Source organism: Serratia sp. SA088 (assembly GCF_049065515.1).
Lineage (GTDB): Bacteria > Pseudomonadota > Gammaproteobacteria > Enterobacterales > Enterobacteriaceae > Serratia > Serratia nematodiphila.
This window is the reverse complement of the sequence record NZ_JBAKGW010000011.1, coordinates 150565-172006: the sequence shown is the minus strand read 5'-3', so window position 1 is coordinate 172006 and position 21442 is coordinate 150565. Positions and strand designations below refer to the sequence as shown.

The following is a 21442-nucleotide window of genomic DNA, read 5'->3' as shown; positions in this document are numbered from 1 at the left end:
ATGGTTATGAATCCCCAATGGGTGGAGAGAGTACAATCAGGTCATGAAGGAAGCATGAACGTCAAACTCAATTTGTCGCAAGATCCGGATGAATTACAGATCCCACATAAACTGTGGCAAGCGATTCAAAATACCCCAGGCTGGTTCCCAGCGTAAAGATACCTTGATAATTCAGTTCTTGGGTAGTGAAATGTGAGCATAATCAGCACCGTGCCGCCAATGTTCAGGCAATGGTTGCTTCGTCAACTACCTGAACATTCTTCAAGTCGGAGTATAGGGCGTGAAATAAAACTCATGCCTATCTCTGGTGAGCTCGTGATACTCGTGCCCCAGCTTTTGTTAATTATACTACGACTCTGCTCTGGGATTTTTACTTGCTGTAATCGCTGATTAATCTGCAATGAGTTAATTTAGTTTTAAAGTGGAATATTTCTCGTTTTCCAGACGGTTTGTTCACAATCAGGGACAACATGAATCACGGACATAGAAAAACCGGCCAGAGCCGGTTTGGGGAGATCTTGTTGTTAGGTTAGCTATTCAACGGCCTACGGAATACCCTGGTGTTGCTGTAGGCTTTTTCACTTCCACTATAGGTGGTGCAATGATTGATGGTCCAATGGATTCGGCAGATCAATAAATCCATATTGATCGGCTCAGCCGATCGATATGTCCATCGTCACGCCAAATCGCATTTTGGCAGCCAGTTTGCTTCGCACTCTTCACTCAGTATCAGGTTGGTCTGTATTCCCTGCTTGGTGCGGCGTTTCAGCAGCGTATGCTCATACTCTTTCAGCGTCTGCGGCACCGCCTGGCCGAACGCCGTCAGGTTCATCACGTGCTGATACCCCCGTGCGGCCATAAACGACAGGTAGGCGTGGTACAGATAGCGGCGCGGGTTCGGCGGGGTGATGTTGGCGTTGCCGATCATCATCCCTTCCGGGGTACCCAGCACCGTCAGGTAACCACAAAAATCGACCAGCGGATCGGCATGCCGTTTGATTTCCAGGGCTTCCGCCGAACTTTGCTGCGCCTGGAGCAGTGCACGCGCGTCATTCGGGTTGGCAAAGCGTTGCATCAGGTGACGCACAATCACGGCCAGCTCTTCGGTGATCTTCGCCAATAGCAACGGGTCACGCTCTTCGGGTGCGATAGCCTCCGGGAACGGCAGAATAACGCGGCGGCGCGAGATGCCGCCGCTGCGATCGCTGAACTGCATCGGGTTATTGTTCACCGCCAGTATCACTGCCGGAATGTGCGCCGCGTAGGCGTCGCGGTATTTCGGGTCGATGGCGACCGCATCGCCGCCGGTGATGGCCTTGATGCCCGCCCCGTCACCGCTCCACTTCTCTTGGTCAGGCAGGATAATCAGTGAATAGCCGACCACGCTGGCTCGCTCGCGCGCCGACTCCAGATTATCGATGGTGGCGGAGGTGGTGTTGTCAGCACCGGCCAACAGCCGGGCGATGGCGGCCATTACGCTCTTGCCGCTGCCGCCGGGGCCGGTCACTTCGAGGAACAGCTGCCAGTCGTAACGGTTGGCCAGCACCATAAAGAGTGCTGCGAGAATGCGCTGCTGCTTGTCGTGATTGTCCCCGGCGGCCCGCGTCAGCCACTGCCAGAAGTGCGGTGCATGGTCGGCCAGGTTCTCCCCGGCGCGCGGCGGCGTGTAGTCCACGCTGTTGACGGTGCGCAGCCAGTGCTCTTGCCTATGTGCGCTGAACTGGCCGTTGACAGTATCGAATACCCCGTTACGAAAGCCTATCAACCGGCGAGCCGGGTCGCCCATCTGCGGCACCATCAGCTTGAGGGTGTCCAGGATGCTGTTGATACCGGCGGCGGAGAACGGTGCACGCACCTTCTGGAACAGCGCGGCAATTTCCCGGCTCAGCTGTCGGTGCGGCAGCACCTGCCAGGCGCCGCGCGTATAGCGGCAGAGTTCTTCCCCTACCGGCGGCACCGCCAGGGTGTTCCCGTAGTGCTCGGCCAGCAGCTCGGCTTTCTCGCTGGCGCTCATGGCTTTCAGGTCGGCATCGCTCAGTGTGTCGAACGGGCTCGGCTGCGGCGGTTGGCTGAACGCCTGGAGCTGTGCGCGCGTGGACTCAGCACCCTGCTGGCAATAGACGTCGTTCCAGTCGCCCTCTGTGGGCGGCAGCGCCGGGATACCGCCGGTGAGTGTGGCCGCCTCGGCGGCGCGGGTCTGCCCGGTGCCGCTGCGGTCATTATCGGCCGCCAGCAGCAACCGCGCATCCGGGTAATGGCTGCGTACCTGCTCTGCCACCGCCGCCAGATTGTTGGCACTGAGCGCCACGCACACCGTTTCACCGGTCAGGCGGCGCACGGTGAGGCCGGTGGCATAGCCCTCGGTGAGCCAGATAACCGCGTTGTCCGGACCGCAGAGGGTGTGGCAGGCGGCCTTCACCTGCCCGCCCGCCAGCATGCGCTTGTCACCATTGGCGTTAATCAGCTGCACGTTGACCACTTCACCCCCGGCATTGTGCAGCGGCAGCAGCAGGTCGCCGGGCTGGAAGATGATACCGCCAACGCGCAGCGGCTGACCGTGCAGGGTCAGGGTGTCTGCTTCCGGCCAGCCTTTGGTACTCAGGTAGGCATTGCCGGTCTGAGGTTGCGCGGCAGCCACCAGAGCCTGTGCCTGTCGCGCGGCCTTGCGCTGAGACTCGGCCTTATCTTTCGTTGAATGACCAGTCTCAGCGGCCGGTGGCAGAGCGTTGGTGTTTTCTCCCATCACGGCAGCCACCTGTTCGGCGGCAGCCCGGGCAGACAGTGACAGGGCCTTTTCCACCAGATTGAGGCCGTCACCGGCTCCGCACTGATTGCAGAGCCAGGTTCCGCGTCCGTCCTGGTTGTCGAAACGGAAGCGGTCTTTACCGCCGCAGGTCGGGCACGGCTGCGGCTTGCCGTTCGGCTGCAAGACGATGCCGAGCGCCGGGAGTATCACCGGCCACTGGCCGGTGGCGGTGCGTACGGTCTGGGAAACGAACTGGGCGCTCATGCTCTTCTCCTCAATGTACGGTGGCGTTCTGTGCCGCCGACAGGCGCTCGCAGCACAGCTCGTCCATCATCTTTTGCCCCAGCGCGGTCAGGCGCGGTGCGGCCACCAGAACGTCGGGCTGCACCATGTCACTCAGCATGGTGCATGCCATGTCCATACCGTCTTCTGCGCCGTACTGACGCACAAAGTGCCCTTCCAAACGCAGGGCAATCGTCATCTGCAGCTCGTCCAGCGTGTAACCCAGGCTCACCCGGTAAAAGGCGCAGGTATCTAGATAGGCCTGCGCCACGGCGCGGCGGAAAACGGCGGTGCGGACTTCAATCGGTAAACAGGATGCAGTATTCATGCGGCGGTGGCCTCCATGCGGGCAAGGATTTGGGTTTCACAGGTGTTGACGACGTGGCCGAGCTGGTCGGTCAGCAAGGCAATGACCGAGGCAAACGACGCCTGTTGCGTGGCATCGGGGCGCTGCCCGCCGAGGTCGAGGGTGTCCAGCAGGTCGAGGAACAGCACGCCGGTGGCGTGCGCATGCTGAAGACGCAGAAAATCGGCGTGCGGGATAGGGTAATGGGTATCGCGGTAGTAGCGGTCGGCCAGGGTATTCATGCTACCGCCTTAACCGGCAGACGACCGGCAAAGGACAACACATAATCACGGGCCAGCACGCGGCGGGCGTTGCGTTCGGTATCCGCCACGGTGCGCACGATACGCGGTGAAGCGGTCAGCGCAGAGCGGCGCACGGCCGCAAACAAAAAGCAGAATGTCGGGTGAGTTGGGGTGAGGGTCGTAGCCATGGTGGCAGCCTCCATTGAGTCATGGTTATTGCTACCACCGAGGTTCTCACGCAAGGGTGGTAGCCCAGACGGGGGTGAGAAACCGGCCTCAATGAATACCGGCCAGCCCGAAGGCTGCCCCGCCTGAGCCACCATTGATTGACTGCTGCGATAGCATAACATCCACCGCGCAAAAAATGAGCAAGCAAAGGCTGCGACATAAAAAAACACGCCAGGCGCGTGTTGTGTCGCCATTGAGTAACACGGGTTCTCACGCCCGGCTGCCGATTGTGCGGCAGCGGGAGGACTATAGCGCAAGGCCGGACAGGGGGGCAAGCCGTAAGACGCCCCCGGACGTTCAATCGATCGCATAGTGATCAACAGTCGGTAAGCGGGTCGTTGCGGGTATCGGCCGCCGTGCAGGTCAGCGGCACCGGCCCGGCACTGAACAGGCGCGGCTCAGCCTGGCGACTCGCCAGACGAATAACGCCGTGTTTTTCGCTGTGGTGCTCCGGTAAGACGACGGCAGGCTCTTTACGCTGCAACAGGATGGCTTCCGCGATAAACAGTGCGTCGTTGTCGCTCAGGGTAAAGTGCTGGCGACCAAAGGTTAATCGCATCATGCGGCGGCCTCCTGGTGACGGTTGGCGATGCGTTCATCCATCCACAACTCGACCTCGGAGGCCAGCCAGGCGACGTTTTTAACGCCGAGGGAGACCTGGGCCGGGAACTGCTTGCGGCTCATCATCTCGTACACGGTGGAGCGGGACAGGCCGGTGGTGTAGAGCACTTCCGGTAGACGGATAAAGCGCTCGCGCGGGGTGTAACCATCAGGAAGCACCGGCGACAGAGTGGATGGGGCGGGGGGGGGGAAACGGTCAACATAAAAACGCTACCTCTTGGTGTCCGGCCAACGCTGCCGGGACTGTGTGAACTTCGGTAGCGCCCTATTATGTGAATATTTACCGGGGTGGCAACAAGACGTTGTTGTGTGGCCCATTAAGAAATGGTCATAAAAACAACAAATTATAATAGCTCAGCAATCCTCACCCTTCCTCAACATTACCCCATAGTTTTCAACAATGAATTCATTGCTAATAAATAGGTATAAACAGACTAACAACCGCTAGCCAGGGAAAAGGGCGTTTTGGGCCGGGTGAACAGTGGTGAATACCGGGTGAAGAGCTTGTAGGAAACTGTTCACCCACTTATTTACTGATTTATCTATACTTTTTATTTAGGTGAACAGTAGTGAATAGTTTTAGGTAAAACTAAAAATAGCTTGATGGTTTTCTCATCAGTGCTCAAGGCCGTTATCGCCGTTACAACAGCAATCATACCCTGCACTAATCACACTCCGCCCTTCAGCTCTTGCCAGCATCATGGGACATTGCCCTTCCGCCTTCGCCCAAAACAGCCTTTTTCCTGGCTAGCCAGCCTCAAATTGCGCGTGCATGCATAGGGTGCATGATTTTGCATGCAAGAAAATGCACTTTTCATCCCCTACGGCCTCAGCACTGGCGTGGCCTGCGGTCATTCATGCAACTGCATGAAAAGCGACACATGAAGCGCGCAGGCGAGGCGGGGGAAGTATTGCGCGCGCAGGGGAAAGAAGCTATGAGGTAGATAAAAATCAAGTAATACGATCTCCTGTACCCATTTTTGTAAAAACTTGCGCATGTTCGTTTTGTGATCAATTATTTTATTAGAATGAACACTTCAAATGTGAGATAGCCAATGCCTGATGAAAATGATAATGCTACTCAATTAGATTTGGATCCTCCTTTAAATGTGAAAAGATGGCTGATTGCATGCGATGAATCTGGCATTGATGGACAGAAATATTATGGTTTTGGGAGCCTATGGATGTTATGGCAAAGGCGAGGTGATTTTCGTCGTGAGTTTGAGGCTATACTCGCAAATAAAGGTTTTCGCAATGAAGTAAAATGGAAAAAAGCTCATAGCGAGAGCATGTATAGAGTGTCAGAGGATTTAATTGATTTCTTTTTTAGAAAACAATGGCTTGCATTTCATTGTGTTGTTGTGAAGAAATCTTTAGTAAATAAAAACTATCATGATGGAGACTATGATTTAGCTCGAAGAAAACATTTTACAATGCTCCTTACAAGAAAAATGAAATATGTTATTAATGCGCACCCTAATTATGATCATGAGTTTAGATTTTGGGTTGATCCAATAGCCTCAAGATACAAAAAAGCTGATGAAGAGGCTGAGAAAATATCAGTTAACATTCTTAATAAGGAGATTATAGGTAAGAGTTTTCAGGGAAAGGTAGTAATAACAGAGCATGATTCAAAATCGCAACCTGCAATTCAGTTATGCGATTTCCTTTTGGGGGGCGTCATGAGTGCTTTCCAAGAAAAAGCGGAGAACGAAAGAAAAGTTAGCACTCAAAAGAATATTGCTAAATATTTAGGGTGGGATGATTTAGCATCAGATACCTTCCCACGTGAAAGGAAATTTAATATTTGGCACTTTGATGATGCTGAATTGTTAAATAATGGAGTAAGGCACTTTTCAAAAACAAGAAAAGTTAATTTATTACATCCATTACAGGATAGGAACTTACAGAAAAAATGACCAACACAAAGTGATTAGCAGTTTTTTAATTTATTTTTGATTTCTTGATGCATAATGCGCCAGTGTATATATTAAGTTTAAAATGAAAGAGGGATTGAAAAGATGTTAATTAATTTTATTTTCATGTTTTATCAAAAATAAATATATACATCATTTCCCCACCATCATTAAAACTGGCGTCTGTAAAGGAATGATTAAATTGGAGCGTGCTGGGGGGGTTAACTGGCATTGAAAATAATAGCTGGGTATTTTTAATAATTTATTTTTTTGCAGTTCTTTGTTAATGCCAAAACAATTTTTTCATTTTCTAAGGATGAGATATTAAGATATTTTTGGATTTTTATTTTTAATTAACCTCTCTAATTATAGTAATGTGAAATAATTATAAATATATACTGATATTTATCTAGATTCATGATATTAAAATGAGAAAGCATCACTTCTATCGCTTAGTTTTTTAATGGGGTTAATTTTTAATCCCATGCCAGTAGTTGGCACGGGATTAAATCAGAGGAGGTGTTTTGATTGCTATTTTCTTGAGTAAACCTCCAATCCCCACCATTGCATTAATTCCCGCCTTTTATCTAAATATATAGAGCGATTATAGGCACGTCTGACCTCGTTCTTGTCATTATGTGCTAATGCAGCCTCAATCACATCAGCATTAAACTCAGCCTCATTCATTGCCGTACTAGCTATAGAGCGTAACCCATGAGCCACAAGCTTACCGCCATAGCCTATACGTTTTAAAGCCGCATTTGCCGTCTGGCTGTTCATCGGCTTGCGTGGATTGTTGCGACTTGGGAATACATATTCAAACTTGCCGCTGATAGGGTGCATGATTTCGAGTATTTCTAATGCCTGATCTGAAAGCGGAACAATGTGATCACGCTTTGCCTTCATGCGTTCTGCTGGAATGCACCATTCCTTTTTTTCAATATCGATCTCAGCCCAGGCGGTTGCTGAGGCTTCAGCAGGACGTATCAGTGTTAGCAGTTGCCATTCAAGCAAGCAGCGGGTTGGGATTGATAGATTGCTCATCGAGATAGTGCGCATTAGCTTGGGCAATTCTTCGGGCCGTATAGTCGGCATATGCTGCTTCTTAGGGCGCTCGAATGCATTGCCAATACCAGAAGCCGGATTAGCATCAATCAAGCCAGTGTTGACGGAGTAGGTCATGATTTCGTTGATGCGTTGCACTAATCGACGAACGGTCTCTAATGCACCACGAGCCTTGATGGGTTCCAGTACTTGGATCAGCAAGCGCGCTTTGATGTCCTGAACTGGAATATTCTCGATAGATGGCAGTATGTCTTTTTCAAGAGAACGCCAGATGTCTTCAGCATGCTTAACGCTAACACTGGCCTGTTTCAATGCGAACCATTGCTTTGCCACGTTCAGGAAAATGCTTTCTTGGGCTACCTGCTTTTGTTCTGCTTCTTCTGCTTCTTTAGCCTGTGGGTCAATGCCCCTAGCAAGTATCGCGAGCTTTTCGGCACGTATTTGTCGGGCGTCGGCAAGTGATAGGGCAGGGTAGGCGCCGAGGCTAACCATAGTCCGTGAACTGCTGCCGGGGCGAAGGTAGCGGAAACGCCACAGTTTCTTACCGGTGGTTTTGACTAACAGGAACAGGCCGTCACCGTCGTGTAGGGTGAGGTCTTTCTCTAGGGCTTTGGCTTTTTGTACTTCTGTATGAGTGAGGGGGCGTGTAGTCCGCGCCATGTAAGGGTTCTTCCATAATTGGTATACGTTTATGGCATACATTTTAACGTATACCTAAACGTATACCAATAACTCCCGGATTTAGCTGGATGTTCTCGGACTATTACAGACACAAAAAAGCCCGCAAACCTAGGTGGGGTGCGGGCTTTCCGTACTTATCCGGACTTATCTGGTAATACCCGGATCATTATTTGGTGGAGCTGGCGGGAGTTGAACCCGCGTCCGAAATTACTACACCGTCGGCACTACATGCTTAGTCCAATCTTTACATTCGCCGGCCAGCTGCGGATGGACACGCTACTGACAGACTAGCCTGATTGAGTTTAACGCTTCAGCCCCAGGCAGGACGTCCACGCGATCTCTTTTGGGTTTGACCTCTCTTGATCCCCGTCCTAAGAGCGGAGGCTAGGGAGAGAGGGCTCTAAGCAGGGTATTAAGCTGCTAAAGCGTAGTTTTCGTCGTTTGCGACTATTTTTTTGCGGCTTTTTACGAGGCCAACCGCCCCTCGGCATGCTCCTAGGGCTTCGCAAATCCCGTCGAATCCAGAATCAGCCCCAAGTAACTTTGTGCAGTATACCAGAAGTTTACCTCGATAAGCCAGCGGCTTAACGATTGGCGTGCTTCATGATACGGGCTTTCGCCGTCTGCCATTCGCGATCTTTGATGTCATCGCGTTTGTCGTGCTCTTTCTTGCCTTTGGCTACGCCGATCTTGATCTTGCTCCAGGCATTTTTCCAATACAGGGACAAGGCCACCACGGTGTAACCCTCGCGGTTGACGCGGCCGAGCAGGGTGTCCAGCTCGCGCCGGTTCAGCAGCAGTTTACGGGTACGCGTCGGATCGCACACCACATGCGACGAGGCCACGTTGAGCGGAGTGATGGTGGCGCCAAACAGATAGGCTTCACCGTCACGGAACGTTACGTAGCTGTCGCTGAGGTTGGCTTTGCCGGCACGCAGCGATTTAACTTCCCACCCTTGCAGCGACAGGCCCGCCTCGAACTCTTCTTCAATGAAGTATTCGAAACGCGCGCGCTTGTTTTGGGCAATGGTGGCGGAACCGGGTTTGTGTGCTTTTTTCTTTGTCATAGTGCGTTCATTATACTGGATGCTTCAGCGAAAGAAATCCTTTCCCGTTCAGCACCTGCGCAATTTTTCGCATTTTTGGTTCCCTCATCCCTTAGCAGATTTTTTGTTTGCCGCCAGATAAATGGTATTATCTGTACGTTTTATGTCTTACAGGAAATGATATGCCCCAGATCAGTCGGTCTGCATTAGTGCCGTTCAGCGCCGAGCAGATGTATCAGTTGGTTAACGATGTTCATTCTTATCCCGATTTTCTGCCAGGCTGCACCGGCAGCCGGGTGCTTAACGCTACCTCCAACGAGATGACCGCCGCGGTGGACGTCGCCAAGGCCGGTATCAGCAAGACCTTCACCACGCGCAATACGCTGCTGGATAACCAGAGCATCAATATGCAGCTGGTTGATGGCCCGTTCCGCAAGCTGATGGGCGGCTGGCAGTTCACGCCGCTGAGCGAAGAGGCCTGCAAGGTGGAGCTGCACCTGGACTTCGAGTTCACCAACAAACTGATTGAGCTGGCGTTCGGCAAGGTGTTCAAAGAGCTGGCGGGCAGCATGGTGCAGGCATTCACCCAGCGGGCGAAAGAGGTCTACAGTGTCTGACATCCAGGTCGAGGTGGTGTACGCCTTGCCGGAGCGGCAGTACCTGCGCAAGGTGAAGCTGGCCGAGGGCAGCAGCGTCGAGCAGGCGATCCAGGCTTCGGGCCTGCTGGAGCTGCGCCAGGATATCGATCTCAAGAGCAACAAAATCGGCATCTACAGCCGCCCGGCCAAGCTGGGCGATACGCTGAACGACGGCGACCGGGTGGAGATCTACCGGCCCTTGATAGCCGATCCGAAAGAGCTGCGCCGGCAACGGGCAGAAAAGGCAAAAAAATAAGGCGCTTATAGCGCCTTATTTTTTTATCTGAAGCTGACTTTTTCTTCCGCGTTGCAGCCTGCGACTGTCATGAGGAACATTATGCCCCCTCATGGGCCGGAAGAGCGGGCGGCACCGATTACTTGGTCAGCGCCGGTTTGTTCTGGATGTCGGTCAACACGCCTGCGCTGTCGAAGGTCAGCGTCAGCGTCTGCTGGGTGATGTCTTCATGGCCAGGCTGCTGGCGGAACACATAGAACCACGTTTGCGTTCCGAACGGGTCTTGCAGCATTGGGGTACCCAATGTGTAAGCGACCTGTTGTTGGGTCATCCCTTTCTGGATTTTCGCCACGTCGGTCGACGTCAGGTAGTTCCCCTGGTTGATGTCAGGACGATAAACCACCTTTTCAAAAGTAGAACAGCCTGCAGTCAGCATCACAAGAACTACAGCGGCGGCAGTCAGCGTTTTACAGCGCATAGTAATCACATTCCTTTAGGGCATAGGATGCCGATGATAATAGACCTTGCGGCAGTTGGAAACCTTTATACCCTTCATCTTTCACGTTGCGACGCATTGGCTTTCCTTTAGCACCTCAAGCGCTTGGCCTTTTTCAGGCCGTTGAGATGGCTTTGGATCACCGCCGCGCCGCACTTTAGATATTTCTCGGGCCAACAGCGTCACTGTCAGACCGCAGGAAAGTGAAAAAGTTGAGCTTTTTTATGCGGCCAGCAGTTCTTTGGCGTTGGCCAGCGTATTGCGGGTGACTTCGCTGCCGCCGAGCAGGCGCGCCAGCTCCTGCAGCCGGGCGCGTTTATCCAGCGGCGCCATCTGGGTTTCGGTAACCGTGCCGTCGGTCTGCTTGCTGACGAACAGGTGCTGATGCCCGCATCCGGCCACCTGCGGCAGGTGGGTGACGCACATCACCTGGGTGGATTCGCCGAGCTGGCGCAGCAGGCGGCCGACGATGGCGGCGGTCGGGCCGCTGATGCCCACGTCCACCTCATCGAAGATCAGCGCCGGGGTTTCCATCTTGCGGGCGGTGATCACCTGAATGGCCAGCGCGATGCGCGACAGCTCGCCGCCGGAGGCGACCTTCGCCAGCGGTTGCAGCGGTTGCCCCGGGTTGGTGGAGACGCAGAACTCGGTACGGCTGGCCCCTTCGGCGCTCAGATGCTGCGGTTCGAAGCGCACGTCGATGTTGAATTTGCCGTGCGGCATGGAGAGGGCCTGCATGCTGTCGGTAATGAGCGTGGTCAGCTCGGCGGCGTAGTGCAGGCGTTTCTGGTGCAGCTCTTCCGCCAGCGCCAGCGCCTGCTGGTGATGCAGGGTGACCGCCTCGTTCAGGTGTTCATGATCGCTTTCCTGTTGAGACAGCAACTGCTGTTCATCCAGCAACTGCTGATGCAGCTGCGGCAGCTCCTCCGGCGCGACCTGATGTTTGCGCGCCAGGCTGATTTGGCGCGACAGGCGTTGTTCCAGCTCGTGCAGGCGGTTGGGATCGAGATCCATGCGATCGGCGTAATGGCGCAGCTCGTCGCTGGCTTCGCTGATCTGGATAGAGGCCTCTTCCAGCATGTCCAGCAGGCCGCTGAGCTTATCGTCCAACCCGGCCAGCTCAAGCAGCAGGTGTTTGGCGCTGTAAAGCTGGCTGAGCATGTTGTTCTCGTCGCTGTCGGCCAGCAGCTGCAGCGTCTGCTGGCTGAGGGTCAGCAGCTGGCCGCTGTTGGCCAGGCGCTTGTACTCGGCGTCGGTCTGCTCGAACTCGCCGGCCTGCGGCGCGAATTCGTTCAGCTCTTTCAATTGGTATTGCAGCAGCTGCTTGCGCGCTTCGCGCTCGATGGACTGCTGTTGATGGTGCGCCAGCTCGCGGCAGCTCTGATGCCAGCGTTGGTAGGCCTGGCTCATCGCCGCCAGCAGGGCGGGTTCGTCGGCGTAGGCGTCGAGCAGCGCTTTTTGGTGCTCCGGCTTGAGCAGCAGCTGATGGGCGTGTTGACCGTGGATTTGAATCAGGCGTTGCCCCAGCTCGCGCAGCTGCGACAGCGGCACGGCGGTGCCGTTGATAAAGCCGCGCGAACGGCCGTCGGCGTTGATCACCCGCCGCAGCAGGCATTCGTTGCTGTCGTCCAGCTGGTTCTGCTCCAGCCATTCGCGCGCGGACGGAGTGTCCGCCAGCGAGAAGCGGGCGCAGATGTCGGCGCGGGCGGCTCCCAGGCGCACCACGTTGCCGTCGGCGCGGTTGCCGAGGCACAGCCCCAGCGCATCGATAGCGATGGATTTGCCGGCACCGGTTTCACCGGTGATCGCCGTCATGCCCGGTTGAAAATCGATTTCCAACTCACGAACGATAGCAAAGTTGCTGATGGTTAATTGCGCCAGCATGGGAACCTTCCTGTGTATAAACACATAACTGTAGTTTCATACAGTATAAACTGGTTTTATATACAGTAAAGTGGCCGGCGCAGATTTTAGAACAATTTTTTCGACCAGCCCAACTTGGTGCTTAACGTGTTGAAATAGCTGTAGTCCTTCGGGTGAATCAGGTTCAGATGGAAGTTGCTGCGGCGGATCAGCACTTCTTCGCCTTCCTGGATCGGCAGCGCGATCTGGCTGTCGCAGCTGATCTCCAGATCGCTGCCGATCTGCGAAAACTTCAGGCGGATGGTGCTGTCGCCGTTGATCACCAGCGGCCGGGCGGAAAGGGTGTGCGGGAACATCGGCACCAGCGCGATCGCCTCCAGCGATGGGGTGAGGATCGGCCCGCCGGCGGAGAGCGAGTAGGCGGTGGAGCCGGTCGGGGTGGCGATGATCAGGCCGTCGGAGCGCTGTGAGAAGGCGAAGCGATCGTCGATGTACACCTCGAATTCGATCATGTGCGCCACTTTGCCCGGGTGCAGCACCACCTCGTTGATGGCGGTGCTGATGCGGCACTGCTGGTGCTCTTTATGCACGATGGTTTCCAGTAGGAAACGCTGTTCGTCGATGTACTCGCCTTCCAGCACGTCCGCCAGCTGCTGCAGAGCGTTGTCGGGATCGAGATCGGTAAGGAAGCCAAGGTTGCCGCGGTTGACTCCGATCACCTTGATGTCGTAGCGCGCCAGCACGCGCGCGGCGCCGAGCATGTTGCCGTCGCCGCCGACCACCACCGCCAGGTCGGCCCGCTGGCCGATATCCGCCAGGCTGCCGGTCACGGCGTCTTTCAGCCCCAAATCATGGGCGATTTGGCGTTCGACCATCACCGAATAGCCGCGGGCGACCAGCCAGTGGAACAGCATCTCGTGGGTTGCCAGCGCTGAAGGGTGACGCGGGTGGCCAACAATGCCAATACAGGCGAATTTTTTATTCATTTGCTGTGATTTTCCTCACCGGGACCCGTTTATGCCCCACATTGTGACCGGTTGACTTGAAACCCCGGTTTTGATCCCCATAATAAGCCAAGTTGCGAGATTAATGCTAAAACGCGGAGATATTCATGAGTAGTAAAGAACAGAAGACGCCAAACGAGCAAGTCTCGGAAGAAATGGAACAACACGCTCATCACGAGGATACGCTGCCGGAAGCGGCGGAAGGCGTCGATCTGCGCGATGCGCGTATCGCCGAACTGGAAGCCCAACTGGCGGAAGCTCAGCAGCAAGAGCGCGACAGCCTGCTGCGCGCCAAAGCGGAAGCGGAAAACATCCGTCGCCGCGCCGAACTGGACGTTGAGAAAGCGCACAAGTTCGCCCTGGAGAAATTCTCTGGCGATCTGCTGCCGGTGATCGACAACCTGGAGCGCGCGCTGGATCTGGCGGATAAAAACAATCCGGAACTGGCCGCGATGATCGAAGGCATCGAGCTAACGCTGAAATCGCTGCTGGACGTGGTGCGCAAGTACGGCATCGAAATCGTCGGCGACGTCAACGTGCCGTTCAACCCGGAAGTGCATCAGGCGATGAGCATGATGGAATCCGCCGATCACCAGCCGAACCACGTGATGATGGTGATGCAGAAAGGCTATACGCTGAACGGCCGCCTGCTGCGCCCGGCGATGGTCGCGGTCTCCAAGGCCAAGGCGTAATCGCCCCGGCAACGATATAAAGAAAGGCACCCAAGGGTGCCTTTTTTGTCTCTGGGCTACGCCTGCGGCAGACGCGGCATCCAGTCGATCGGCGTGAGCCCTTGCTGCTCCAGCAGCTGATTGGCCTGCGAGAAGTGGCGGCAGCCGAGGAAACCGCGGTGGGCGGAAAGCGGCGACGGGTGTGGCGCTTTCAGCACATGGTGGCGGTTGCGGTCGATAAAGTTGCCTTTCTTCTGCGCGTGCGAGCCCCACAGCAGGAACACCACGCCTTCGCGGTTCTCGTTCAGGGCAGCGATCACTTTATCGGTAAAGGTTTCCCAGCCCAGGTTGGCGTGGGAGTGCGCGCGGCCGCCTTCCACCGTCAGCACGGTGTTGAGCAGCAGCACCCCCTGTTCGGCCCAGCTTTGCAGGTAACCGTGATCAGGGCGTTCGAAACCGGGAATGTCGGTCGCCAGCTCTTTATACATGTTCACCAGCGACGGCGGCGCCGGCACGCCGGGGCGCACCGAGAAAGAGAGGCCGTGCGCCTGATTGGGGCCGTGGTAGGGATCCTGGCCGAGGATGACGACTTTGACGTCCGCCAGCTCGGTAAAGCGGAACGCGTTAAACACGTCTTTCTGCGGTGGATAAATGGTCTTACCGGCCTGGCGCTCAGCGGCAACAAAGGCGAGCGTTTCAACAAAATAGGGCTGCTCTTTCTCTTTGCCGATCACGTCATGCCAGGTGAGGGAGGTGGCCATAAACGCTCTCCTTTGTTTTCTTTAGCAATTCATAGGCTATAGCTTACCGTGTCGGCCCGCGCAGCGAAACCCGCTTTTCATTTCTCGCCACCGCGCGCAATGCAATTATTTTTGAAAATTTACAAAAATAATTGGTTTTTGCCGTAGTGGGAAAATTGATATAAAACATAAATTTGCCCCTTCACGCCCTGTGCCTACCCGGTAAAAATTGACTTTAATCAAGGAACTGGCCCGGTCAGGCTGGTATACAGAACAACAAGACAACAATGGTTTTACCAAATGGCCGAAACCAGGATTGGGTTTTCTCACGATGTGAATTTTTACGCCCTTGTACGGAGGCAACATAATGATTACCGGTATTCAAATTACCAAAGCGAACGACCAGGCACTGGTGAATTCTTTCTGGCTGCTGGACGATGAAAAAGCGGAAGCTCGCTGCGTGTGCGCCAAGGCCAACTACGCGGAAGATCAGGTTGTCGCGGTGAGCGACCTGGGCCAGATCGAATACCGTGAAGTGCCGCTGGAAATGCAGCCGACCGTGCGCGTAGAAGGTGGCCAGCACCTGAACGTCAACGTGCTGCGCCGTGAAACCCTGGAAGACGCGGTCAAGCATCCGGAAAAATACCCGCAGCTGACCATCCGCGTGTCCGGCTATGCGGTGCGCTTCAACTCTCTGACGCCGGAACAGCAGCGCGACGTTATCGCCCGCACCTTTACCGAAAGCCTGTAATCGGCGGCGCAATCGTAGCAATGAGGGAGCTTCGGCTCCCTTTTTTGCGTTTGGCGGCCGAAAACCGAACGTGGATCACAATTTGCACAAAGTTAAGCATTCCTGATACAGAACTCATCCGACCTGCCGATAGCTAAGTCAGTACCTATTCAGGTGCTCAATAAAAAGTCTATCGACAAGGAGTCGGCATGAGTATGCCTTTAAGTTTTACCTCTGCAGTATCTCCGGTGGCCGCGATCCCTACACCTCGCGCCACCGCCGAGACGGCACCGGCGGCGCAGCCCGCAGCCGCGCCGGCAAGTCCCGCGCCGGTGGCCACCCCCTCTCAGAACACGCTCAATGCGCAGAATCTGTTGAATACGTTGGTCGGCGATCTCTCCGCAGCGGCGCCGACGGCGGCAGCAGCGCCGGGCGTGACCCGGGGGCAGCAATCGCAAGAGGGCGATTATGCGTTGGCGCTGTTGGCCAAGGACGTTTACTCGCTGAACGGCCAGGGCGCCGCCGGGTTTAACCGCCTGAGCGACAGCGCACTGCTCGGTTTCGGCATCGATCCCGCCAGCCTGCACGACGCGGGCAGCGGTTTCCAGGCCGGGATTTACAGCAACGACAAGCAGTTTGTATTGGCGTTTGCCGGCACCAACGACTGGCGCGACTGGCTGAGCAACGTGCGGCAGGCGACGGGCTATGACGATGTGCAGTACAATCAGGCGGTTGCCGCCGCCAAAAGCGCCAAGACGGCCTTTGGCGATGCGCTGGTGATCGCCGGCCATTCGCTCGGCGGCGGTCTGGCGGCTACGGCGGCGCTGGCGACCGGCACTACGGCGGTCACCTTCAACGCGGCCGGAGTGTCGGATTACACCCTGAATCGCCTGGGCATCGATCCGGCGGCGGCGAAGAAAGATGCCGAAGCCGGCGGCATCCGTCGTTACAGCGAGCAATATGACATGCTGACCAGCACCCAGGAGTCGACTTCGCTGATCCCGGACGCCATTGGCCACAACATCACCTTGGCCAACAGCGATACCCTGACCGGTATCGATGACTGGCGGCCGAGCAAACATCTCGATCGCAGCCTGACGGCGCACGGCATCGACAAGGTGATAAGCTCGATGGCGGAACAAAAGCCGTGGGAGGCGAAGGCCAATGCCTGAAGGGCGTCGCTTGCGGCGGGCGCTGGCGATAGCCTTACTGGCGCTGGTCGCGGTGACCGGTTTACTGATGATGGCTAAGGAGCAACAGATGGGGCAGGAGATTTCGCCGTTTGACGGCCGCAGCAATCTGGCGCTGGCTCAGGCGGTGGCGCGTGGCGATACGCAGGGTATCCGTGCACAGGCCACGCAGGATCGTTTGCGCGAACGGGGCGATCGGCAGGTCACGCTGTTGCAGTGGGCGGTGCTTTCGCAGCAGCCGGCCAGCGTGCAGGCGTTGCTGGATCTCGGCGCCGATGCGGTGGCGGCGGGGCTGGACGGCAACAGTGCGCTGCACACCGCAGCGATATTGCACGATGCGCAGTACCTGCGGTTGCTGCTGGCCAAGGTTAAGCAGGTGAACGTTCGCAATGCCGTTACCGGCGCCACACCGCTTGCGGCGGCGGTGCTGGCCGGGCGTGAGGAGCAACTGCGGCTGCTGCTGGCGGCCGGGGCGGACACCACCCTGAGCGATCGGCTGGGGGATACCCCACTGCATCTGGCGGCGAAGATTAATGCACCGCATCTGGCGCTGTTGCTGTTGCAGGCCGGGGCCGATGCCCGGGCGCGCAATCAGCAGGGTTTTGCGTTCCAGTTTTATTTCTCGCAAACGCCGGCGCATTTGCAGAATGACGAGCTGAAGGCGCAGTTCCGCGAGCTGGATAAATGGCTGCAGGGGCACCGCCTGGCCACGCATTACGCGCAGCAGTAAACGCCCATAAAAAAAACCGCCTGCACAGGCGGTTTTTTCTTGAACAGTGGCGGTTATTGCGCGTCGCCGGCCGGTTTGGCCTTCGCCTGACGGCGTTTGCCGACGTTTTTGGCGTCGCGATGGCGCACTTTCACCTTGTTGGCTTTTTCTTTGCTTTTCGCTTTTTCTTCCGCGCGTTTTGCCAGCACTTTCTTCGACGGTTTACCGTTGCTCTTCTCGTTTGGCACCTTGGTTTTCGGCCGCAGTTCGTCGATCACGCGCGCTTTCAGCGGTTCGTTCAGGTAACGGCCCACTTTGCCCAGCAGCAGATGATCGTGCGCTTCCACCAGCGAAATGGCGGTGCCTTTGCGCCCGGCGCGGCCGGTACGGCCGATACGGTGCAGGTAGGTATCTGCCGTGCGCGGCATGTCGAAGTTGAATACGTGGGTGATATCGAGGATATCCAGGCCGCGCGCGGCAACGTCGGTGGCCACCAGCACGTTAACCCGGCCATCCATCATGCGTTTGACCGCTTCGTTGCGTTTGGCCTGCACCATTTCGCCTTCGAGATAGCAGGTGTTGATGCCCGCTTCGCGCAGCCAGGTGGCCAGTTCGTGCACGCGCTCGCGCTTGCGCACGAAGATCACCGATTTTTGCACGTCCGGCTGTTTCAGCAGGTGGATCAGCAGCGCGGTTTTGTGCTGCACGTCATCGGCGCGGTAGTACCACTGCAGGATCTTTTTGCGTTCGCGGCGCGACGGGTCGGCTTCCACTTCCACCGGCTCTTTCAGGATGCGCTCGGCGAATTCGCGGATCGCTTCGCCTTCCAGCGTGGCGGAGAACAGCAGCGTTTGGTTGCGCCAGCGGGTTTCGGCGGAGATGGTTTCGATGTCCTGCGCGAAGCCCATGTCAAGCATGCGGTCGGCTTCGTCGAGGATCAGGGTTTCCACCGCGCGGCAGTCGAAGTTCTCTTCTTTAATGTATTGCAGCAAACGGCCGGTGGTGGCGACCACCACGTCCTGGTTTTCGCTGAACACTTCCGCGTGGTTCATGTAAGCGACGCCGCCGGTGATGGTGGCGATATCCAGCGAGGTATGAGCAGCCAATTCACGCGCCTGGTCGGCGACCTGCATCGCCAGTTCACGCGTTGGCGTCAGGATCAGCACGCGCGGCGGGCCGGATTTCTTGCGTGGAAAGTCCAGCAGGTGCTGCAACACGGGCAGCAGGAAGGCGGCGGTTTTGCCGGTGCCGGTCGGAGCCGAACCTAAGACGTCGCGCCCGTCCATCGCCGGCGGGATCGCAGCGGCCTGAATGGCAGTGGGGCGATCGTAGCCTTTGTCGCGCAGCGCGTCGATCAGGCGATCATCGAGTTCGAGTTCGGAAAAAGTGGTTGCTGTCATGGTCTACCTCTACTTGGGGCGCCGATTATAGACGGGTTGGCCGCGATCTTCACCTATTTAAGCGGAAAGCCGCTCTTTTCCCGCCGATCAGATTGCCTTATGCTACGCCAGTTTTATAGCCAGGTGGTGAGTGTGAGCAAGCGATCGAAAGCCGATTTTACCCCGCGCCGCGGGGGATTTACCTTTAAACAATTCTTTGTCGCCCACGATCGTTGCGCGATGAAAGTGGGTACCGACGGGGTGTTGCTCGGCGCCTGGGCGCCGGTGGGGCAGGCGCGCCGGGTGCTGGACATCGGCAGCGGCAGCGGGCTGATCGCGCTGATGCTGGCGCAGCGCAGCGGCGACGAGGTGACCGTCGACGCGGTGGAACTGGACGAAGCCGCCGCCGGCCAGGCGCGCGAAAACGCGGCGGAATCGCCGTGGCCGCAGCGCATCCGCGTGCATGCGCAGGATATTCATCATTATGCGCAGCAGCATGCCGCTGAGTATGATCTGATCGTCAGCAATCCGCCTTATTTTGAGCCGGCGGTGGCCTGCCGCGATCAGGCGCGCCACAACGCGCGCTACACCGAAACCTTAACGCACGACGCGCTGTTGGCCTGTGCGGCGCAGCTGCTGGTGGAGCAAGGAACGTTTTGCGTGGTGCTGCCGCACGACATCGGCGCCGAATTTGAACGCCTGGCGCAGCAAAGCGGTTGGCACACGGCGGCGAAAGTGAACGTCAGCGATCGGGCCGATACGCCGCGGCACCGGGTGTTGCTGGCGCTGACGCGTAAGGAAACGCCGCGGCGGGAGCAGGCGCTGGCGATCAAACAGGCCGACGGCAGCTATACCGACGATTTCCGCCGGTTGATCGCCGACTTCTACCTGTTCTACTGAAAGGAAAAGGGCGCCGATAAGGCGCCCTGTTGCATGGTTTAAGGCTGCAAAATGGTCGGCAGCGCTTCCGGCAGCAAATCCGGGTAGTCCAGCGTGTAGTGCAGGCCGCGGCTCTCTTTGCGCGCCATGGCGCTGCGCACGATAAGCTCGGCCACCTGCACCAGATTGCGCAGCTCCAGCAGGTTATTGGAGATGCGGAAGTGAGCGTAGTACTCGTCGATTTCCGCCTGCAGCGTATTGATGCGGCGCAGGGCGCGCTCAAGGCGCTTGGTGGTGCGCACGATGCCGACGTAATCCCACATGAACAGCCGCAGCTCGTGCCAGTTGTGCTGGATCACCACCCGTTCGTCTGCATCGTCCACCCGGCTTTCATCCCAGTGCGGCACCTGTTTGGCCTGCCGGATGAAGGGCAGGCGCTGCAGAATGTCTTCCGCCGCCGACCAACCGTAAACCAGGCACTCCAGCAGCGAATTCGACGCCATGCGATTGGCACCGTGCAGGCCGGTGTAGCTGACCTCGCCGATGGCGTACAGCCCGTCGAGATCGGTGCGGCCGTGCTGATCGACCATCACGCCGCCGCAGGTGTAGTGCGCCGCCGGGACGATAGGGATCGGTTGCCGAGTCAGATCGAAGCCCAGCGTCAGCAGCTTTTCGTAGATCATCGGGAAGTGCTGGGTGATGAATTCCGCTGGCTTGTGGCTGATGTCCAGGTACATGCAGTCGGCGCCCAGGCGCTTCATTTCATGGTCGATGGCGCGGGCGACGATATCGCGCGGGGCCAGTTCGCCGCGCGGGTCGAAATCCGGCATAAAGCGGCTGCCGTCCGGGCGTTTCAGGTAGGCGCCTTCGCCGCGCAGCGCTTCGGTCAGCAGGAAGTTGCGCGCCTGCGGGTGGAACAGGCAGGTCGGGTGGAACTGGTTGAACTCCAGGTTGGCGACCCGGCAGCCGGCGCGCCAGGCCATGGCGATGCCGTCGCCGGAGGAGATGTCCGGGTTGGTGGTGTATTGGTACACCTTGGCCGCGCCGCCGGTGGCCAGCACCACCGTTTTGGCGCGGTAGGTTTCCACCCGCTCCAGCTCGCGGTTCCAGACGTAAGCGCCCACCACTCGGCGGGTGCCCGGCAGGCCGATTTTGTTCGAGGTGATAAGGTCGACCGCGTTGCGGCGTTCCATCACGTAAATATTGGGGTGAGCGCTTGCTTTCCCTACCAGCGTGGTCTCTACTTCCTTACCGGTAGCGTCTGCGGCGTGCAGGATGCGGCGATGGCTGTGGCCGCCTTCGCGCGTGAGGTGATAATGCTCCTCGCCCTGCGCGTTGACCTCGGTGTCGAACAGCACGCCCTGATCGATCAGCCATTGCACGCAGTGGCGCGCGTTGCCGGCGATGAATTCGACGGCCTCTTTGTCGCACAGGCCGGCGCCGGCAATCAAAGTGTCATCAACGTGTGAGGCAATGCTGTCCGTCTCATCGAACACCGCGGCGATCCCGCCCTGGGCGTAAAAGGTGGCTCCCTCGCTGAGCGGCCCCTTGCTGAGAACGGTAACCTTGCAATGCTGCGCCAGGCGCAGCGCCAGTGACAGGCCCGCAGCGCCGCTGCCGACGATCAGTACATCGCTAACATGTTCAGATGATGGTTGCATAACGTATGATGTGTGCAGAAGAAGAGTGAATTTCATGTTAGCCTAACTGTCCGGGCAAAAGCCACGGATAGGGT

Annotated in this window: 21 protein-coding genes, 1 other RNA gene and 1 pseudogene; 8 read left to right on the top strand and 15 right to left on the bottom strand. The window is 56.8% G+C overall.

Going from position 1 to position 21442, the window contains the following annotated elements:
- Window positions 1-676: 676 nt before the first annotated feature.
- From ACOWVD_RS22915 to ACOWVD_RS22890, 6 genes and pseudogenes are all read right to left on the bottom strand, one after another.
- Window positions 677-3010, bottom strand: coding sequence for a primase-helicase zinc-binding domain-containing protein (locus tag ACOWVD_RS22915; RefSeq protein ID WP_240023615.1), 2334 nt, complete (start codon window positions 3008-3010; stop codon window positions 677-679).
- 10 nt (window positions 3011-3020) lie between these two features.
- Window positions 3021-3356: a DUF5375 family protein gene (locus ACOWVD_RS22910; RefSeq protein ID WP_015376195.1), complete on the bottom strand. Its 336-nt coding sequence runs from the start codon at window positions 3354-3356 to the stop codon at window positions 3021-3023.
- Window positions 3353-3616, bottom strand: a complete 264-nt coding sequence (locus ACOWVD_RS22905; protein WP_015376194.1) for a hypothetical protein — start codon at window positions 3614-3616, stop codon at window positions 3353-3355. The genes ACOWVD_RS22910 and ACOWVD_RS22905 overlap by 4 nt, the downstream gene beginning before the upstream one ends.
- A complete protein-coding gene (locus ACOWVD_RS22900; protein ID WP_421105789.1) occupies window positions 3613-4155 on the bottom strand; it encodes a host cell division inhibitor Icd-like protein in 543 nt (180 codons plus the stop codon). The genes ACOWVD_RS22905 and ACOWVD_RS22900 overlap by 4 nt, the downstream gene beginning before the upstream one ends.
- A gap of 5 nt (window positions 4156-4160) precedes the next feature.
- Window positions 4161-4406: a hypothetical protein gene (locus ACOWVD_RS22895; RefSeq protein WP_421105788.1), complete on the bottom strand. Its 246-nt coding sequence runs from the start codon at window positions 4404-4406 to the stop codon at window positions 4161-4163.
- Window positions 4403-4668: pseudogene (locus ACOWVD_RS22890) on the bottom strand (helix-turn-helix transcriptional regulator). Before ACOWVD_RS22890 ends, ACOWVD_RS22895 begins: the two are co-directional and overlap by 4 nt.
- 852 nt (window positions 4669-5520) lie before the next feature.
- Here ACOWVD_RS22890 and ACOWVD_RS22885 point away from each other — a divergent pair.
- A complete protein-coding gene (locus tag ACOWVD_RS22885) occupies window positions 5521-6384 on the top strand; it encodes a DUF3800 domain-containing protein (protein ID WP_421105787.1) in 864 nt (287 codons plus the stop codon).
- Window positions 6385-6912: 528 nt separating this feature from the next.
- Here the strand turns inward: ACOWVD_RS22885 and ACOWVD_RS22880 are convergent.
- The 3 genes from ACOWVD_RS22880 to smpB all read right to left on the bottom strand — a co-directional run bounded on the left by ACOWVD_RS22880 (window position 6913) and on the right by smpB (window position 9194).
- Window positions 6913-8106 carry an integrase domain-containing protein gene (locus tag ACOWVD_RS22880; RefSeq protein ID WP_421105786.1) on the bottom strand — a complete coding sequence of 398 codons (1194 nt, stop codon included), beginning with the start codon at window positions 8104-8106 and terminating at the stop codon, window positions 6913-6915.
- 192 nt (window positions 8107-8298) lie between these two features.
- Window positions 8299-8662, bottom strand: a transfer-messenger RNA (tmRNA) gene (gene ssrA, locus ACOWVD_RS22875).
- A gap of 49 nt (window positions 8663-8711) precedes the next feature.
- Window positions 8712-9194 (bottom strand): SsrA-binding protein SmpB, encoded by a 483-nt coding sequence (gene smpB, locus ACOWVD_RS22870; protein ID WP_004929094.1) that lies wholly within the window; start codon window positions 9192-9194, stop codon window positions 8712-8714.
- Window positions 9195-9355: 161 nt separating this feature from the next.
- Here smpB and ACOWVD_RS22865 point away from each other — a divergent pair, with 161 nt between their 5' ends.
- A complete protein-coding gene (locus tag ACOWVD_RS22865; RefSeq protein WP_004929096.1) occupies window positions 9356-9790 on the top strand; it encodes a type II toxin-antitoxin system RatA family toxin in 435 nt (144 codons plus the stop codon).
- Complete coding sequence (locus ACOWVD_RS22860; protein ID WP_004929098.1) at window positions 9783-10067, top strand: RnfH family protein; 285 nt, start codon at window positions 9783-9785, stop codon at window positions 10065-10067. Before ACOWVD_RS22865 ends, ACOWVD_RS22860 begins: the two co-directional genes overlap by 8 nt.
- 118 nt (window positions 10068-10185) lie before the next feature.
- On the opposite strand, the gene bamE is transcribed toward ACOWVD_RS22860, so the two are convergent.
- The 3 genes from bamE to nadK all read right to left on the bottom strand — a co-directional run bounded on the left by bamE (window position 10186) and on the right by nadK (window position 13391).
- On the bottom strand, window positions 10186-10524 hold the full coding sequence (bamE, locus tag ACOWVD_RS22855) for an outer membrane protein assembly factor BamE (RefSeq protein ID WP_004929101.1): 339 nt from the start codon (window positions 10522-10524) through the stop codon (window positions 10186-10188).
- 240 nt (window positions 10525-10764) lie between these two features.
- A complete protein-coding gene (recN, locus tag ACOWVD_RS22850; RefSeq protein WP_004929104.1) occupies window positions 10765-12426 on the bottom strand; it encodes a DNA repair protein RecN in 1662 nt (553 codons plus the stop codon).
- Between the two features lie 86 nt (window positions 12427-12512).
- A complete protein-coding gene (gene nadK / locus ACOWVD_RS22845; RefSeq protein ID WP_004929107.1) occupies window positions 12513-13391 on the bottom strand; it encodes an NAD(+) kinase in 879 nt (292 codons plus the stop codon).
- A gap of 125 nt (window positions 13392-13516) precedes the next feature.
- On the opposite strand from nadK, the gene grpE reads away from it, so the two are divergent.
- Window positions 13517-14101, top strand: a complete 585-nt coding sequence (gene grpE / locus ACOWVD_RS22840; protein WP_016929801.1) for a nucleotide exchange factor GrpE — start codon at window positions 13517-13519, stop codon at window positions 14099-14101.
- Window positions 14102-14157: 56 nt separating this feature from the next.
- Here grpE and ung read toward each other — a convergent pair whose 3' ends face one another.
- Window positions 14158-14841, bottom strand: coding sequence for a uracil-DNA glycosylase (gene ung, locus ACOWVD_RS22835; protein WP_004929112.1), 684 nt, complete (start codon window positions 14839-14841; stop codon window positions 14158-14160).
- Between the two features lie 346 nt (window positions 14842-15187).
- Here ung and grcA point away from each other — a divergent pair, with 346 nt between their 5' ends.
- From grcA to ACOWVD_RS22820, 3 genes are all read left to right on the top strand, one after another.
- The gene (gene grcA / locus ACOWVD_RS22830; protein ID WP_004929114.1) at window positions 15188-15571 is read left to right on the top strand and encodes an autonomous glycyl radical cofactor GrcA; all 384 of its coding nucleotides are present in this window, start codon (window positions 15188-15190) and stop codon (window positions 15569-15571) included.
- Between the two features lie 188 nt (window positions 15572-15759).
- Complete coding sequence (locus tag ACOWVD_RS22825) at window positions 15760-16722, top strand: phospholipase (RefSeq protein WP_197763929.1); 963 nt, start codon at window positions 15760-15762, stop codon at window positions 16720-16722.
- Window positions 16715-17470, top strand: a complete 756-nt coding sequence (locus ACOWVD_RS22820) for an ankyrin repeat domain-containing protein (protein ID WP_049242221.1) — start codon at window positions 16715-16717, stop codon at window positions 17468-17470. The genes ACOWVD_RS22825 and ACOWVD_RS22820 overlap by 8 nt, the downstream gene beginning before the upstream one ends.
- Before the next feature lie 53 nt (window positions 17471-17523).
- Here ACOWVD_RS22820 and srmB read toward each other — a convergent pair whose 3' ends face one another.
- Window positions 17524-18849: an ATP-dependent RNA helicase SrmB gene (gene srmB, locus ACOWVD_RS22815; protein WP_015378813.1), complete on the bottom strand. Its 1326-nt coding sequence runs from the start codon at window positions 18847-18849 to the stop codon at window positions 17524-17526.
- Between the two features lie 99 nt (window positions 18850-18948).
- Between srmB and trmN the strand changes: the two genes are divergently transcribed.
- On the top strand, window positions 18949-19728 hold the full coding sequence (gene trmN / locus ACOWVD_RS22810; RefSeq protein WP_277496961.1) for a tRNA(1)(Val) (adenine(37)-N(6))-methyltransferase TrmN: 780 nt from the start codon (window positions 18949-18951) through the stop codon (window positions 19726-19728).
- A gap of 38 nt (window positions 19729-19766) precedes the next feature.
- On the opposite strand, the gene nadB is transcribed toward trmN, so the two are convergent.
- Complete coding sequence (gene nadB, locus ACOWVD_RS22805) at window positions 19767-21368, bottom strand: L-aspartate oxidase (RefSeq protein WP_021504531.1); 1602 nt, start codon at window positions 21366-21368, stop codon at window positions 19767-19769.
- Window positions 21369-21442: the final 74 nt, after the last annotated feature.

Bases quoted from the DNA above. Each gene is read 5' to 3' on its own strand.
- ACOWVD_RS22915 (WP_240023615.1), bottom strand. From the start codon at position 3,010: ATGAGCGCCCAGTTCGTTTCCCAGACCGTACGCACCGCCACCGGCCAG.
- ACOWVD_RS22910 (WP_015376195.1), bottom strand. From the start codon at position 3,356: ATGAATACTGCATCCTGTTTACCGATTGAAGTCCGCACCGCCGTTTTC.
- ACOWVD_RS22905 (WP_015376194.1), bottom strand. From the start codon at position 3,616: ATGAATACCCTGGCCGACCGCTACTACCGCGATACCCATTACCCTATC.
- ACOWVD_RS22900 (WP_421105789.1), bottom strand. From the start codon at position 4,155: ATGCGATCGATTGAACGTCCGGGGGCGTCTTACGGCTTGCCCCCCTGT.
- ACOWVD_RS22895 (WP_421105788.1), bottom strand. From the start codon at position 4,406: ATGATGCGATTAACCTTTGGTCGCCAGCACTTTACCCTGAGCGACAAC.
- ACOWVD_RS22885 (WP_421105787.1), top strand. From the start codon at position 5,521: ATGCCTGATGAAAATGATAATGCTACTCAATTAGATTTGGATCCTCCT.
- ACOWVD_RS22880 (WP_421105786.1), bottom strand. From the start codon at position 8,106: ATGGCGCGGACTACACGCCCCCTCACTCATACAGAAGTACAAAAAGCC.
- smpB (WP_004929094.1), bottom strand. From the start codon at position 9,194: ATGACAAAGAAAAAAGCACACAAACCCGGTTCCGCCACCATTGCCCAA.
- ACOWVD_RS22865 (WP_004929096.1), top strand. From the start codon at position 9,356: ATGCCCCAGATCAGTCGGTCTGCATTAGTGCCGTTCAGCGCCGAGCAG.
- bamE (WP_004929101.1), bottom strand. From the start codon at position 10,524: ATGCGCTGTAAAACGCTGACTGCCGCCGCTGTAGTTCTTGTGATGCTG.
- recN (WP_004929104.1), bottom strand. From the start codon at position 12,426: ATGCTGGCGCAATTAACCATCAGCAACTTTGCTATCGTTCGTGAGTTG.
- nadK (WP_004929107.1), bottom strand. From the start codon at position 13,391: ATGAATAAAAAATTCGCCTGTATTGGCATTGTTGGCCACCCGCGTCAC.
- grpE (WP_016929801.1), top strand. From the start codon at position 13,517: ATGAGTAGTAAAGAACAGAAGACGCCAAACGAGCAAGTCTCGGAAGAA.
- ung (WP_004929112.1), bottom strand. From the start codon at position 14,841: ATGGCCACCTCCCTCACCTGGCATGACGTGATCGGCAAAGAGAAAGAG.
- grcA (WP_004929114.1), top strand. From the start codon at position 15,188: ATGATTACCGGTATTCAAATTACCAAAGCGAACGACCAGGCACTGGTG.
- ACOWVD_RS22825 (WP_197763929.1), top strand. From the start codon at position 15,760: ATGAGTATGCCTTTAAGTTTTACCTCTGCAGTATCTCCGGTGGCCGCG.
- ACOWVD_RS22820 (WP_049242221.1), top strand. From the start codon at position 16,715: ATGCCTGAAGGGCGTCGCTTGCGGCGGGCGCTGGCGATAGCCTTACTG.
- srmB (WP_015378813.1), bottom strand. From the start codon at position 18,849: ATGACAGCAACCACTTTTTCCGAACTCGAACTCGATGATCGCCTGATC.
- trmN (WP_277496961.1), top strand. From the start codon at position 18,949: ATGCTACGCCAGTTTTATAGCCAGGTGGTGAGTGTGAGCAAGCGATCG.
- nadB (WP_021504531.1), bottom strand. From the start codon at position 21,368: ATGCAACCATCATCTGAACATGTTAGCGATGTACTGATCGTCGGCAGC.